Source organism: Microtetraspora malaysiensis (genome assembly GCF_001528665.1).
Taxonomy (GTDB): Bacteria; Actinomycetota; Actinomycetes; order Streptosporangiales; family Streptosporangiaceae; genus Microtetraspora_A; species Microtetraspora_A malaysiensis.
Map to the genome: position 1 here is coordinate 15,850 of NZ_BBYJ01000048.1, position 15,409 is coordinate 31,258.

6 protein-coding genes (1 of these 6 cut by a window edge) are annotated in these 15,409 nt (G+C 73.5%); all 6 read left to right on the plus strand.

Annotated features, from left to right (window positions below; translation table 11 throughout):
- Tightly spaced (each overlapping or abutting the next), the 6 genes in view from AWQ71_RS38885 to AWQ71_RS38910 form a layout consistent with a single transcriptional unit that may run on beyond the window.
- Nucleotides 1-1,443, plus strand: coding sequence for a thioesterase domain-containing protein (locus tag AWQ71_RS38885; RefSeq protein ID WP_067144053.1), 1,443 nt, complete (start codon nt 1-3; stop codon nt 1,441-1,443).
- Nucleotides 1,440-6,047, plus strand: coding sequence for a non-ribosomal peptide synthetase (locus AWQ71_RS38890; protein ID WP_067144055.1), 4,608 nt, complete (start codon nt 1,440-1,442; stop codon nt 6,045-6,047). The genes AWQ71_RS38885 and AWQ71_RS38890 overlap by 4 nt, the downstream gene beginning before the upstream one ends.
- Nucleotides 6,044-11,410: a type I polyketide synthase gene (locus tag AWQ71_RS38895; RefSeq protein ID WP_067144057.1), complete on the plus strand. Its 5,367-nt coding sequence runs from the start codon at nt 6,044-6,046 to the stop codon at nt 11,408-11,410. Before AWQ71_RS38890 ends, AWQ71_RS38895 begins: the two co-directional genes overlap by 4 nt.
- Complete coding sequence (locus AWQ71_RS38900; RefSeq protein ID WP_067144059.1) at nt 11,407-11,592, plus strand: MbtH family protein; 186 nt, start codon at nt 11,407-11,409, stop codon at nt 11,590-11,592. The genes AWQ71_RS38895 and AWQ71_RS38900 overlap by 4 nt, the downstream gene beginning before the upstream one ends.
- Nucleotides 11,585-14,713, plus strand: coding sequence for a non-ribosomal peptide synthetase (locus AWQ71_RS38905; protein WP_157570861.1), 3,129 nt, complete (start codon nt 11,585-11,587; stop codon nt 14,711-14,713). Before AWQ71_RS38900 ends, AWQ71_RS38905 begins: the two co-directional genes overlap by 8 nt.
- Nucleotides 14,710-15,409, plus strand: partial view of a condensation domain-containing protein gene (locus AWQ71_RS38910; protein WP_067144063.1) — the start only. 2,402 nt of this gene lie beyond the right edge of the window; the window shows 700 of its 3,102 coding nt (coding positions 1-700); its start codon is at nt 14,710-14,712; its stop codon lies beyond the right edge, outside the window. Before AWQ71_RS38905 ends, AWQ71_RS38910 begins: the two co-directional genes overlap by 4 nt.

Below are 15,409 nucleotides of genomic sequence, written 5' to 3' on the forward strand. Positions count from 1 at the left end.
GTGCTACCCGAGACACCGTTCGCCTCGCTAACGCGATACCCGCCCGGCGCCCGGCTCCTCTTCTGCCTCCCCTACGCCGGTGGAGACGTCTCCGCCTTCTGGGCGTGGAGGCAGGCGTTCGACGGAGTCTTCGACGTACGGGTGGCGATGCTCCCCGGTCGTGAAGGCCGGGTGGCCGAACCCGGGGCTCTCTCCCCGGAGCTGATCGCACGGTCCATCGCCGCCCACCACCGCACGCCGTACTCGATCTATGGGCACAGTATGGGCGGCCGGGTCGCCTTCGAGGTGGTCCGCGAGCTGCGGCGGCTTGGCGTGCCGGCGCCCGAATGCCTCTACGTCGGCGCCGCGCACCCGCCGGAGCACCAGGAGACGCTGGGGCGGTGGACGGGCCTGGGTGACGAGGACCTGATCGAAGAGCTGATCCACCGGCTGGGCGCGCCCGCGGAGTTACGGACGCAGCCCGAGGTCAAGGCTCTGCTCGTCCCCGCCCTGCGGACGGACATGGAGTGGCTGCGCCGTTACCGCTTCGCCAGGCAGGAGCCGCTCGACATCCCCATCGTCGCCTTCGCCGGCGCTCATGACCGCGAGGTCGCCCACCCCACCATGCTCGGCTGGGCCCGCCACACCACCTCGACCTTCCGCCTGCACACGCTCGACGCCGCGCACCTCTTCCTCGCCACGCACGGCGATCAGGTGGCGCGGACGATCGCAACGGGCCCCCGGCAGAGCCCGGCCGCAGACGAGGTGCACGTGTGGCTGGCCAACCTCAAGGAACTGCCCGAGATGTGCGCGGCCGTCGACGAGCTGTCGCCCAGGGAGGCGGCACGAGCGGCCAGGTTCCGGCAGGAGGACCATCGGCGCTGGTTCGTCGGCAGGTCGGTGCTGCTGCGGCGGCTGCTCAGGGAGTACGGGATCGAGCCGGGCGTCGGCGAGCCGCGTACCCGGCCCGGCGGCAAGCCGTGCACCGGGACACAGCCCACCTACAGCGTCAGCCAATCGGGCGGGCTCGTGCTGGTCGCGCTGGCGACGGGCCGGGAGGTGGGCGCCGACCTCGAGCGCCTCCGCCCGCCGGCCGACGAGCAGGCCTTCTTCGAGAAGGTGCTGGACGAGCGGGAGCGCGATGAGTTCGCCGCGCTGCCCGAGGAGCTGCGGCTGCACAGCGCGCTGCGCACGTGGACGGCGAAGGAAGCGGTGCTGAAGGCGACCGGTGACGGGCTGCGGGTGGATCCGGCGCTGTTCGGGTTCGCGGGGCAGCGGCCAGGCACGACGTGGGTGCCCGAGACGGCTCCCGAGGTGGCGCGGCTGGCGGAGTGGCGGGTGACGCACCTGCCGCTGGGGCGCGCGATCGCCGCGATCGCCGTCCGCGCGCCGCGCTTCCTGCTGCGTTTCGAGACGGTACGGCAAGGCCGGCTGGTACGGCCCGGCGTGGAGGCCGCAGGATGACACTCCTCAGCACTCTGATCACGGCTCAGGCTGCGAAGACCCCGGATGCCCCGGCGGTCCGGCAGTGGGAAAACGTGCTCACCTATGCCCAGCTGGTCGAGCGGGCCGGGGCGCTGGCGGCGCGGCTCCAGGAGCTCGGCGTCGGGCCGGAAAGCCGGGTGGGCCTGTGCACCCGCCGTACCCCGCTGATGCCGGCGGCAGTGCTCGGCATCCACCTCGCGGGCGGGGCGTACCTGCCGCTGGATCCCGGGCATCCGCGCCTGCGGCTGGAAGAGGTGCTCGACGACGCCGGGGTCGAGGTGGTCGTGGTCGACGAGCGCGGCGCGGAGCTGCTGGAGGGCTGCGGGCGCGCGCTCGTGAACGTGGACCAGCCCGGTCGAGCCGCTCCGCCGAACCGCGCGGTTCCGGGAAACGCCGCGCACGTCATCTACACCTCCGGTTCCACCGGGAGGCCCAAGGGCGTGGTCGTGAGCCACGCCAACGTGGTCGCCTTCGTCACCTCCACGGTCGCGCACTTCGGGTTGGACGCGAGCTGCCGCTCGTTCGCCTTCTCCGCGCTGGGCTTCGACGCCTCGGTGTTCGACATGCTGACCCCGCTGGCCGCCGGTGGCTGCGTGCAACTGGTGCCCGACGAGGACCGGGTGGACCCGGCGCGGTTGCAGCGCTTCCTGGAGGAGCACGACGTCACCTACGGGTTCCTCCCGCCCGCGGTGCTCCCGCTGGTCGACCCCGGCCGCCTGCCGTACCTGCGGGACGTGATGACGGCGGGCGAGCCGCCCCCGCCCGAGCAGGTGGCGCGGTGGTCGGCGCACGGGAACTTCCACAACTGGTACGGCCCGACCGAGTCGACCGTCACGGTGGTGGGCGGCCGGTTCGAGGGCGTGTGGGAGCGGCCGCTGCCGATCGGGCGGCCGCTGCGCGGCTGCCGGGCGCACATCCTGGACGAGGACCTGAACGAGTGCCCGACCGGCGTACCGGGCGAGCTGTGCATCGGCGGCCCGCAGATCAGCCGCGGATACGTGGGCCGGCCCGGGCTGACGGCCGAGCGGTTCATCCCCGACCCGTTCTCGACCGAGCCGGGCGCGCGGCTGTACCGGACCGGCGATCGCGTGGCGTGGCAGGAGGACGGTCAGATCGCGTTCATGGGCCGGCTGGACCGCCAGGTGAAGGTCCAGGGGCAGCGGGTGGAGATCGGAGAGGTGGAGACGACACTGCGCGCCCACCCCAAGGTGCTGCAGGCTGTGGTGGACTTCACGGGCGAGCTGGTCGCCTACGTGACGCCCGAGGACGCGCCCGAGCTGGCCGTACTGCGCGAGGATCTGGCGGTACGGCTGCCGCCGTACATGTTGCCGACCAGGCTGGTACGGCTGGCCATCCTCCCGCTGAACGCCTCGGGCAAGGTCGACCTCGCCGCCCTCAGGGCGCGGTCCCAGCGGGAGCAGGGAACGGGGACCGGGTTGGCCGGGATCTGGGCGCGGGTGCTCGAGGCGCCCGCCCCGGACGACGAGGACGACTTCTTCCAGCGCGGCGGGCACTCGCTGCGGGCGATGCGGCTGGTGGCCGCGGTACGCGCGGAGCTGGGCCGGGTGGTGTCGGTCCAGGACGTGTACGAGGGCCGGACCTACGGCGCGCTGCGTGCGCTGGTGGAGCGCGCGCAGCGGGCGACCACCGCCGCCCCGCCCACGGGGAGTCCGGCCGCGTTCACCCCCGCCCAGCGCCGGATGTGGTTCGTCGAACAGCTGGCGCCCGAGTCGACCGCGCACAACATCGCGATGGCCGAGCGGATCCGCGGCCCGCTCGACGTCGCCGCACTCCGGCGCGCGCTCACCACCGTGGTGACGGTCCACGAGGCGTTGCGCTGGCGGGTGGGCTCGCGCGACGGGATCCCCGACGTGACGGTCGCGCCGCCGGGCGAGGTGCCGCTGCCGGTCGACGACCTCTCCCCCGCGGAGCTGGCCGGAGCGCTGCAGAAGGAGGCGCGGGAACGGTTCGACCTGGCCGCCGGTCCGCTGTTCCGGGCGCGGCTGATCCGGCTGGCCCCCGACGAGCACGTGCTCTGCCTGACCGCGCACCACCTGGTGTTCGACGGCTGGTCGCAGGATGTGCTCTACCGGGGCCTGTCCGCCGCCTACCGCGGCGAGCCGGTCGAGGTGACCGAGCACACGTTCGCCGACTACGTGCGCTGGCTGCGCGGGAACGGCGACGGCCGGGCGCTGGGCTGGTGGCGGGAGCACCTGCGCGACGCTCCGCTGGTGCTGGACCTGCCCAGGGACGCGGCCAGGCCGCCCGCGCAGACCTTCCACGGCGCCGCCTGCCGGGGCGAGCTGGACGCGGCACTGGCCGGGCGGGTGGCGGAGCTGGCGGCGCGGCTGGGGGCCACGCCGTACGCGGTGCTGCTGGCGGCCTTCGGACGGCAGCTGGCCGGGCTGTCGGGACGCGACGATCTGGTGGTGGGGGCGGCGTACGCGGACCGGCCGCACGTGGCGTTCGAGTCGCTGGTGGGGATGTGCGTGCAGGTCCTGCCGCTGCGGCTGCGGCCGCGGGGCGACTTCGCCGAGCAGGTGCGGGCGTGCGCGGCCGAGCTGGGCGCGGCGATCAGGCACCGGGACGTGCCGCTGGGGCAGCTGCTGGAGTCGCTGCGGCTGCCGCGTGACCTGAGCCGCAACCCGATCACGCAGGTCATGTTCAACATGTACAACTTCGCGCAGGCGCGGCTGGACCTGGCCGGGTGCGCGAGCGAGCCGTTACGGCCCGGCCTGCCGGGGGCGCTGTTCGACCTGACGATGTACGTGAGCGAGCAGCGCGACGGGTACACGCTGGAGCTGGTCTACAACCCCGACCTCTACACGGCCGAGCGCATGGCGGCGCTGGTCGAGGGCTACGTGGACCAGCTGGAGGAACTGCTGACCGGACGCGTGGACCGGGACCTCCCCGAGGCGGAGCTGCCGGGCTGGACGGGGCCGGGGCTGCTGGAGCTGGCGGGCGACGCCCACGAGCGGACGCGGCGGCGGACGGAGGCGGCGCTGCGTGACAAGGGCGTCGAGCCGGGCGACGTGGTGGCCGTGGTCGCCTCGCGGGTGCCCGAGCTGCCGGGGATCCTGCTCGGTGTGCTGGCGGCGGGAGCGCGGTGGGTGGTGATCGACTCGGCCTACCCGCCGGCCGTGCAGGACAGGCAGATCGCCGCCTCGGGAGCCCGGGCGGTCTTCAAGGACCACGAGGTCGTACTGCGCGACGGCAGCACGAACCTGCCGGGAGCCGGATACCTGTCGATGACCTCCGGGACCACCGGCGACCCCAAACCGGTCGTCACCGGCGAGAAGCCGTTGGCCCACTTCATCTCCTGGTACATCCGCACCTTCGACCTGAAGCCGCACGACCGGTTCGCGCTGCTGTCCGGCCTGGCCCACGATCCGGCGCTGCGCGACATGTTCGTCCCCGCCGCCCTGGGCGCCGAGCTGTTCGTGCCCGAGCAGGAACTGACCCGCGACCCCGCCAAGCTCGTCGCCTGGCTGCGCGAGCACGCGATCACCGTCCTGCACCTGACGCCGCAGCTCGCGGCCATGCTGGCGGGCACCGGCACGCCCCTGCCCGACGTACGGCTGGCCGCCATCGGCGGCGACCGCCTCACCGGCGCGGAAGCGGGCACGTTACGGAAGCTCATGCCGCGGGCCAGGCTCGTGGCCTGCTACGGCACGACCGAGACCCCGCAGGTGCACGCCTGGCACGAGCTGGCCGAGCCGTACCCGGAGGTCGTGCCGATCGGGCGGCCCGTCGAGGGCAGCGAGATCATCGTGGTGACCCCGGACGGCAGGCGCGCCGGGGTCGGCGAACTCGGCGAGGTGGTTGTCCGCAGCCACCACCTGGCCACCGGCTACCTGGATCCGGCGCTGACCGGCGAGCGGTTCGACGGCGACCGCTTCCGCACCGGCGACCTCGGGCGGCGCAACCCCGACGGCACGATCACCCCGGCGGGGCGGGCCGACGACCAGGTGAAGGTGCGCGGGTTCCGGGTCGAGCTCGGCGAGGTGGAGGCGGCGCTGGCCGGCTGCAGGGACGTGCGCGCCGCCGTCGCCAGGGTCGAGGGCGGCAGGCTGACCGGCTACGTGGTGCCCGCGCGGCCCGGGCTGGCGGCGAACCGGGTCCTGGAGGAGCTGGGCCGCGTGCTGCCCGAGCATGCCGTACCGACCGAGCTGGTGTCGCTGCCCGCGCTGCCGCTGACGCTCAACGGGAAGGTGGATCGGGCCGCGCTGCGCGGGCGGCCGGTCGACCAGCAGCGGGCCGAAGGCCGCCTCGACGGCCCCACGCAGCGGGCGGTCGCCCAGGTGTGGCACGCCGTGCTGGGCGTGCCACGGATCGGGCCCGACGACAACTTCTTCGAGATCGGCGGCCACTCGCTCGCCATGGCCGCCGTGCAGGCACGGCTGAAGGCGGCGATCGGCCGCGAGGTGCCGATCGTGGAGCTGTTCCGGCATCCCACGATCCGGGCGCTGGCCGCCCATCTGGACGGCGCGGGCGGCAGTCCCGGGCTGGACCGGGCCGCGCGCCGGCTGGCCGTACGGCGAGACAGGTTGAGGAAACGCAACGAGAAGGGGACTGCCCCATGACAGACGAGCCCACGGCTGAGCCCACGGCTGAGCCGATCGCGATCATCGGCTTGTCGTGCCGGGTCCCGGGAGCGGGTGACGCGCGGCAGTTCTGGCGCAACCTCGCCGACGGCGTCGAGTCGCTGACCACCTACACCCTGGAAGAGCAACGGGCGATGGGCACGGCCGAGAGCCTGCTGGCCGACCCGAACTTCGTGCCGGCCGCCATGGTGCTGGACGACTACGAGGGCTTCGACGCGGCGTTCTTCGGCATGTCGATCAGAGAGGCCGAGGTACGCGACCCGCAGCACCGGATGTTCCTGGAGCTGTCGCACACGGCGCTGGAGGACGCGGGCTACGACCCGTTCCGCTATCCGGGCGAGATCGGCGTCTACGCCGGGACCGGGTCGGACAACTACCAGTGGCGGAACATCCGCAGCAACGCCCAGGCGCACAAGAACGCCGGCTGGCTGGCGATCATGGTGGGCAATCACGTCGACTACTGCGCGACCCTCACCTCCTACAAGCTCGACCTGCGCGGCCCCAGCTACACCGTGCACACCGCGTGCTCGACCGCGCTGGTGGCGCTGCACATCGCGTGCGAGGCGCTGCGGACGGGCGAGTGCGACATGGCGCTGGCCGGCGCGGCCATGCTGGACCTGCCGCAGGGCGAGGGGTACGTCTACGACGAGGACGGCATCGTCTCCCCCGACGGTCGCACCCGCTCCTTCGACGCGAACGCGGGCGGCACGATCTGGGGCAGCGGCGGCGGCGTGCTGGTGCTGAAGCGGCTGTCTGAGGCGATCGAGGACCGCGACAACATCCGCGCGGTCATCCTGGGCAACGCGATCAACAACGACGGCGCGGGCAAGGTGGGCTTCTCCGCGCCGAGCATGGACGGGCAGTCCGCGGTGATCTCGCAGGCGCTGGGCGTGGGCGGCGTGGATCCGCGCACGGTCACCTACGTCGAGGCGCACGGCACCGGTACGGCGCTCGGCGACCCGATCGAGGTGGCGGCGCTGTCCAGCGTGTTCTCGCAGTACACCGCCGACACGCAGTGGTGCGGCATCGGCTCGGTGAAGAGCAACATCGGCCACCTCGGCCAGTCGGCGGGCGTCCCCAGCGTGATCAAGACGGTGCTGGCGCTGGAGAACCAGCTGATCCCGGCGACACTGCACTACACGAGCCCCAACCCGAAGATCGACTTCCCGGCGAGCCCGTTCTACGTCGTCTCCTCGCCGACCAAGTGGGAGAGCGACGGGTCCCCGCGGCGGGCGGGCGTGAGCTCGTTCGGGATCGGCGGGACGAACGCGCATGCCGTGCTGGAGGAGGCGCCGCCGCGTCCGCCGCTGCCCCGCGAGCGGCCCGCGCACCTGCTGAAGCTGTCGGCCAGGACGGAGTCCGCGCTGACCGCCGCGCGCGAACGGCTGGCGGCGCACCTGGCCGAGCACCCCGACACGGACCTGGCCGACGTGGCCTTCACGCTGCGCGTGGGCCGCCGCGAGCTCAAGCACCGGGCCGCGGTGGTGGCGACCTCGACCGCCGACGCGGTGGCGGCGCTGGCCGACCGGAAGCGCGTCGTCGCCGGGGCCAAGCCGAAGCGCGCGCCGCAGGTGGCCTTCCTGTTCTCCGGCCAGGGCGCGCAGTACGGCGGCATGGCGGCGCAGCTCTACGAGAGCGAGCCCGTCTTCCGCGAGGCGATCGACGAGTGCGCCGAGATCCTCGACCTGCGCGAGCAGATCTTCGCCACCGGCGAGGAGGCCGACGAGGCACTGCGGCAGACCTCGCTCACCCAGCCCGCGCTGTTCACCGTCGAGTACGCGCTGGCCAGGCTGTGGCTGTCGCTGGGCGTCGAGCCGGCGGCGATGATCGGCCACAGCATCGGCGAGTACGCCGCCGCGACCGTCGCCGGCGTGTTCACGCTGCCCGACGCGTTGCGGCTGGTCGCGGCGCGCGGGCGGCTGATCCAGGCGCTGCCGCCGGGGTCGATGCTGGCCGTACAGCTGATGCCGGACGAGGTCGCGCCGATGCTGCCCGACGGCGTGTCCGTGGCCACGATCAACGGCCCGGGCACCTGTGTGGTGTCGGGCCCGTCGGACTCGGTCAGGGAGCTGGCGGAGATGCTGGAGGAGGAGGGCATCGGCTGCACCCCGCTGCGGACGTCGCACGCCTTCCACTCGGCGATGATGGAGCCGATGCTCGGCGAGTTCCGCGAGCTGGTCGCGGCCACCGAGCTGTCGGCGCCGAGCCTGCCGTTCCTGTCGAACGTGACCGGCACCTGGATCACCGCGGCCGAGGCCACCGACCCGTCCTACTGGGCCAGGCACGTGCGCGAACCCGTCCGCTTCGGCGACTGCGTCTCGACGCTGCTGGCCGACGGCGAGTGGGTCATGATCGAGTGCGGTCCCGGACGGCAGCTGGCCGGCCTGGCCGCCACGCAGCTGCCCGCCGCCGCGATCGCCCCGCTGCCGTCACTGCCCGGACCGCGCGACCGGGCCGGTGACGTCGCGGTCTTCTCGCAGGCCGCCGGCGCGCTCTGGGTCCATGGCATCGAGCTGAACGACTTCGGCGCCCCCGGCTACCGCGTCTCGCTGCCCAGCTACCCGTGGGAGCGGCAGCGCGCCTGGATCGACCCGGACCCGCAGGGCGCGTTCACCGGCGGCGTCGCCCGCCCGCAGCAGGCCGAGGGCCCGCTGCCGCCCGAGCGGTGGTACGGCGTGCCCGTCTGGCACCAGGCGTCCGCCCGCCCGTCGACCCCGATCACGCGCTGCCTGGCCTTCGTGGACGAGGGCTCGGCCGGGCTGGTGGGCCCCGAGGCCATCGCGGTACGGCCAGGCCCCGCGTTCGGCAGTTTTGACGGATATTTCACCGTACGACCGGCCGAACGCGAGGACTACGACGCCCTCTTCCACGCGCTCGGCGAGATCCCCGAGCGGATCGTCCACGCCTGGTCCCTCGCCGGCGACGAGGACACCTGGTCGGCCCAGGACCGCGGCTTCTTCGGCGTCCTGTCCCTCGTCCAGGCCCTCTCGGCGGCGCAACCCCCGGGCGGCGTACAGCTCGACCTGGTCACCGCGGGCACGATGGACGTCGTCGGCGACGACCTGACCAGCCCGGAGCACGCCACGCTGGCCGCCTTCGCCCGCGTCGTCCCGCTGGAGACGCCGTGGCTGCGCGTCCGCCACATCGACGCCCAGGACCGTGACGCGGTACGCGCGGTCGCCGCCGAGCTGGGCCGCGAGCCGGAACCCGGTCCGGCCGGGCTGCTGGCCCCTGTCGCGCTGCGCGGCGGCAAGCGGTGGCTGCTCGGGTACGAGCAGGTCGAGGTGACGGCCGAGCCGGCCGAGCCGCGCGACGGCCAGGTGTACGTGATCACCGGCGGGCTGGGCGGCATCGGCGTCTCGCTCGCCGAGGACCTGGCCGCGCGCGCCCGCGTCAACCTGGTGCTGCTGTCCAGGAGCGGGCTGCCCGACGGGCCGCCGCGCTCGGCCCGCGAGGCGCGCGCCGCCGAGGCGATCGGCCGGATGGAGGCCGCCGGGGCGCGGGTGCTGACGCTCGCCGCCGACGTGACGGATCCGGCGGACATGCGCCGGGTCAGGGACGAGACGCTGGCCGCGTTCGGCCGGGTGGACGTGCTCGTGCACGCGGCCGGGCTGCCCGGCGGCGGCATGGCGCAGATCAAGGAGCGGGAGGCGGCCGAGGCCGTGCTCCGCCCCAAGGTGCTCGGCACGCTGGCCCTCCAGGAGGCGTTCGGCGACCTGGAGCTGGAGGCCGTGGTGCTCTGCTCGTCGATCACCGCGGTGGCCGGCGGGTTCGGGCAGATCGACTACTGTGCGGCCAACAACTTCCTCGACGCGTACGCCGCCGCCGGGCGGGGCTGGAACGCGGCTCAGCTCGTCAGCGTCAACTGGGGCAGGTGGCTGGAGGTCGGCATGGCCGCGGAGACCGCGGCGCCGGCCGGATTCGCCGCGCTGCGGCGCGGCGACCGGATCAAGGCGATCGACCATCCGGTCCTGACCGCCAGGCACGCGGGTGACGGGCTCGACTGGTGCAGCGGCACGATCTCGCCCGGCACGCACTGGGTGCTGGACGAGCACCGCATCGCCGACGTCCCGGTGCTGCCCGGCACCGGGCACCTGGAGCTGGCCCGGACGGCTGCCGAGGCGGTGCTGCCCGGCGGCGGCTCCGGCGGCGACATCGTGGAGCTGCGTGACGTGGTGTTCGTCGAGCCGCTGTCGGTGGCCGACGGGGCGACCGCCGAGGTGCGGGTGGTGTTCAGACCGGAGGCCGACGGGGCCGAGTTCCAGGTGCAGAGCATCATCGGGGGGTCGCAGCGTACGCACGCGACCGGGACGGCGGCCAAGGTGAGCCCGCCGCCCGCCGGCCGCGTGGACCTGCGCGCGATCATGGATCGCTGCGTGCCGACGGCGGACGGGCAGGGCAGCGTGCCGCTGTCCGGCCTGCTCACGCTGGGCGGGCACTGGAGCAGGACGCTGACCGCCACGCACACCGGCCAGCAGGAGTCGCTGGGCCTGTTCGAGGCCAACGACGCGCTGCTGTCCGACCTCGACCAGTGGGGGCTGCACCCGGCGCTGCTCGACGCCGCCACCACCTTCAGCTGGACCCAGGTCGAGGGCCACTACCTGCCGCTCGGCTACGGCCGCATCACCGTGTACGAGAGCCTGCCGGAGGCGTTCTGGAGCCACCTGCGCGTCACCAGCACCGACACCGACGAGGTGCTGGTCGTCGACGTCACGCTGATCGGGCCCGACGGCACGGTGCTGGTGCAGGTGTCGGACTATGTGATGCGGCGGATCGACACCGACGCCGTGATGACCGGGGTGGTCACCAGCGCCGACGCCCAGCGTGCCGCCCCGGCCGCGGCCGACGACGACACGGCCGGGATCAGGCCCGCCGACGGCGCGCTCTCCCTGCGCCGGCTGCTGGCCGCGCCGCTCGGCCCCCAGGTCGTGGTGGCGGCCAGCACGGTGGCCGACCTCGTGGCCGGAGTCGGTTCGCTGACCCAGGACACCGTGGAGACCGAACTCGACCCGGCGGCGGTCGCGGCCCGGCAGGACAAGGCGCCCGCCGAGGGCTATGTCGCGCCGCGCAACGACGCCGAGGCGACGATCGCCCGGCTGTGGGGCGAGGTGCTCGGCGGCGACCACATCGGCGTCGATGACGACTTCTTCGAGCTGGGCGGCAACTCGCTCATCGCGGTCCAGCTCATCGCCCTCATCCGCAAGGAGCTGGGGGTGCGGCTGCCGATGCGCAGCCTGTTCGAGGAGCCGACCGTGACCGGTGTCGCCGCCCTGATCTCCGCCGCCACCACCGCAGAACCCGCCGCCCAGACCATCCCCCGCCTCCCCCGGAGTTCCGCATGAGCACCAAGGTCGTTCGCAACGACGAAGAGCAGTACTCCATCTGGCCCGCCGACCGGGAGAACCCGTCGGGCTGGTACGACGCCGGCTTCTCCGGCACCAAGGACGAGTGCCTGGAACACATCGAGCGGGTGTGGACCGACATGCGGCCCAAGAGCCTGCGAGAGGCGATGCACAGTGAGTGATGCCTTCCCCGCTTCCTCCGGCCAGGAGCGGATGTGGTTCCTTTCCCGCTTCGAGCCTGACCTGGCCGTCTACAACATCGGCATGGTCATGCCGATGGCGGCCAGGCAGCCGGTGGACCCGCGCCGGCTGGAGCGGGCGATCGACCTGGTGGTGCGGCGGCACGAGGCGCTGCGCAGCACGTTCGAGTTCAGGGACGGGCAGGTGGTGCAGCTCGTCAGCCCGGACGCGGAGCCCACGGCGCTGACGGAGACGGACCTGACCCACCTGCCGCGGGCGGCGGCGGAAGCGGAGCTGACCCGGCTGGCCAGGGCGGACGCGGTCGCGCCGTTCGACATGGAGCGGGCGCCGCTGTACCGCGCCAGGCACGTCAAGCTGGCCGAGGACGACCTGCGGCTGGTCACCGTCTTCGATCACACGGTCTTCGACGGCGTCTCCGGCATGATCTTCATGAACGAGGTGGAGGAGTGCTACGACGCGCTCGGCGAGGACCGCGTGCCGAAGCTGCCCGAGCTGCCGATCCAGTTCGCCGACTTCGCCGTGTGGCAGCGCGGCAGGCTGTCCGGCGAGTTCCTGGAGACCGAGCTGACCTACTGGCGTGAACGGCTGGCCGGGGTGCCCGCCGATCTCGCGCTGCCGGGCGACCGGCCGCGGCCCGCCCGCCGTACCTACCGGGGGGAGATGCGGCTGGGTGCCTACTCCCCCGAGCTGTCGGCGGGGGTGGAGCGGCTGGCCAAGGAGCTCAACACGACGCTGTTCACGGTGATGCTCACCGCGTACGCGGCGGTGCTGTCGCGCTGGTCCGGGATCGACGACATCGTGGTCGGCACGCCGATCGCGGGGCGGCTGCTGCCCGAGACCGAGCCGGTCATCGGCATGTTCGTCAACGCGGTGCCGCTGCGGGTGGACCTGTCGGGCGCGCCCAGCTTCCGCGAGGCGGCGGCGCGGGTGCGGGCGACGGTGGCCGAGGCGCTGGACCACCAGGAGCTGCCGTTCGAGCGGCTCGTGGAGGACCTGCAGCCGGCCAGGGACCTGAGCGTGCCGCCCCTGTACCAGGTGATGTTCAACCTGGCCACCGGCACCAACGAGGGCCAGATCGCCAACGGCACCGCGAAGGTGGACCTCCAGCTCGACCTCAACGTGCGCGAGGGGCGGCTGCACACGCGGCTGGAGTACGCCACCGACCTGTTCGACCCCGAGACGATCGAGCGCTTCGAGGCGAACCTGCGGACGCTGGTCGAGGCCGCCGTCGCCGACCCTGACCGGGCGGTTCCCGCGCTGCCGGTGCTCGCGGAGCAGGAGCGCGAGCGGGTGCTCGCCCTCGGGGCGGGCGGTCCCGAGGCCGCTCCCGGGACCCTGCCCGCGCTGGTCGAGGCCCAGGCCGCCGCGACGCCCGGCGCCCCGGCGGTGGTGTCCGGCGACGTCACCCTGACGTACGGCGAGCTCAACGCCCGCGCCAACCGGCTGGCCCGGCGGCTGCGGCACACCGGCGTCGAGCGCGGCCAGCCGGTCGCGGTCTGCGCGGAACGCTCGGCCGAGCTGGTCGTCGGGCTACTGGCCGTACTGAAGGCGGGCGGGGCCTACGTGCCGCTGGACCCCGAGTACCCGCGCGACCGGCTGGAGTTCATGCTGTCCGACTGCGGCGCGCGGGTGCTGCTCACCCAGCGCCACCTGGAGCCGGCCGGTCCGCTCCGGACGGTGCTGCTGGAGGACGACCACGAGCTGCCCTCCGACGATCTGGAGCCGGTGGCCGGACCGGACGACGCCGCGTACCTGATCTACACCTCGGGCTCGACCGGCCGGCCCAAGGCCGTGGTCAACACCCACCGCGCGATCGTCAACCGCCTGGCCTGGATGCAGGAGACGTTCGGCCTGACGGTCGACGACGTGGTGATGCAGAAGACGCCGACCAGCTTCGACGTGTCGGTGTGGGAGCTGTTCTGGCCGCTGCTGCACGGCGCCGCCCTGGTCCCCGTACGGCCCGGCGGCCACCGGGACCCCGCCCACCAGCGCGACCTGATCAAACGGCACGCGGTCACCACCATGCACTTCGTGCCGTCGATGCTCGCCCTCTTCCTGGAGGAGGCCAACATCGAGTCGTGCACGTCGCTGCGCCGCGTGGTGTGCAGCGGCGAGGAGCTGCCCCCCAGGATGGCGGCCCGCTTCTTCGACCGCCTGCCGCACGCCGAGCTGCACAACCTGTACGGCCCCACCGAGGCGGCCGTCGACGTCTCCTGGCACGCCTGCCGTCCGGGCGAGACGGTGATCCCCATCGGCCGCCCGATGCCGGGCTGCCGCCTGCACGTCCTGGACGAGCACCTGGAGCCGATGCCCGTCGGCGTGCCCGGTCACCTGCACATCGGCGGCGTCCAGGTGGCGCGCGGCTACGCGGGACGCCCCGGGCTGACGGCCGAGCGCTTCGTCCCCGACCCGTACGGCCCGCCCGGCGCCCGCCTGTACGCCACCGGCGACCTGGCCAGACTGCGCGCGGACGGGGAGCTGGAGTTCCTCGGCCGACTCGACGACCAGGTGAAGGTGCACGGCTGGCGGGTCGAGCTGGGCGAGATCGAGGCGGCGCTGGCCGAGGACCCGCGGGTGCGCAGGGCGGTCGTGGCCCTGCGTGACGACGCGCCGGGCGGTCGCGGGCTGGTGGCGTACGTGGACGGGACGGGCGAGTGGCACGAGCTGCGGACCGGGCTGGCGCGCAGGCTGCCGACGGCGCTGGTGCCGCAGGCGTTCGTGCACGTCACCGAGTTCCCGTTGAGCCCGAGCGGGAAGCTCGACCGCGCGGCACTGCCGCCGCCGACCGGGCCCGGCCGCGGCGACCTGGGGACCGGCTATGTCGCGCCGGAGACGCCGCTGGAGGAGGAGCTGTGCGCGCTCTGGGGTGAGCTGCTCGGGCGTGATCGGGTGGGTGTCGAGGACGACTTCTTCGCGCTCGGCGGGCATTCGCTGTTGGCCGTACAGCTGATCACCAGGTATCGGGAGGCGTACGGGATCGAGCTGGATCTGCGGGTCTGCTTCGAGCTGACCACGGTGGGCGAGCATGCGCTGGCCGTACTGGAACTCCAGCTCGGGGACGTCGAGCTGGACGAGCTCCTGGCGGAGGACGCGGACGGATGAGTGACCTGAGAGGGCGGCTGGCCAGGCTCAGCCCGGAGCAGCGGGCGGCGCTGGAGCACAAGCTGCGGCGGCAGCCGAAGGCGCGGCCCGCCGGAATTCCCGCGCGCAGCGACCCGGACGCGCCCGCGCCGCTCTCCTACGGGCAGGAACGGCTGTGGTTCCTGCAGCAGCTCGACCCCGCGGACACCTCCTACAACATGTACCTGGTGCAGCGGCTGCGCGGCGAGCTGTCCGTCCAGGACCTGGCGGGGGCGCTGACCGCAGTGGCGGCGCGGCATCCGATGCTGCGGGCCCGCTTCCCCGCGGTGGAGGGCAGCCCGGTCCAGGTCGTCGAGTCGTCGCTGCGGCTCGAACCGGTCCTCGTGGACCTCGGGGACCTGCCCGCGTCCGAGCGGGAGGCGCGCGCGACGGAGCTGGTGGCGGAGCTGACCAACGCGCCGTTCGACCTGGCCACGGGGCCGCTGGTGCGGGTTCACCTGATCACACTGTCGGCGACCGATCACGTGCTCTGCCTGGTGCTGCACCACCTCGTGGCCGACGGGTGGTCGCTGAAGCTCGTCTTCTCCGAGCTGGTCGCCTGCTACTCGGGGGACGCGGCCGGGCTGGGCGTTCCGTCGGTCGACTACCGGGACTTCGCGGCCTGGCAGCGGGGGCGCGAACCGTCTCAGGAGTCGCTGGACTACTGGCGGTCCCAGC

What these genes read in the sequence shown, in the direction of transcription:
- AWQ71_RS38890 (WP_067144055.1), top strand. Translation starts at nt 1,440, where the DNA reads ATGACACTCCTCAGCACTCTGATCACGGCTCAGGCTGCGAAGACCCCG.
- AWQ71_RS38895 (WP_067144057.1), top strand. Translation starts at nt 6,044, where the DNA reads ATGACAGACGAGCCCACGGCTGAGCCCACGGCTGAGCCGATCGCGATC.
- AWQ71_RS38900 (WP_067144059.1), top strand. Translation starts at nt 11,407, where the DNA reads ATGAGCACCAAGGTCGTTCGCAACGACGAAGAGCAGTACTCCATCTGG.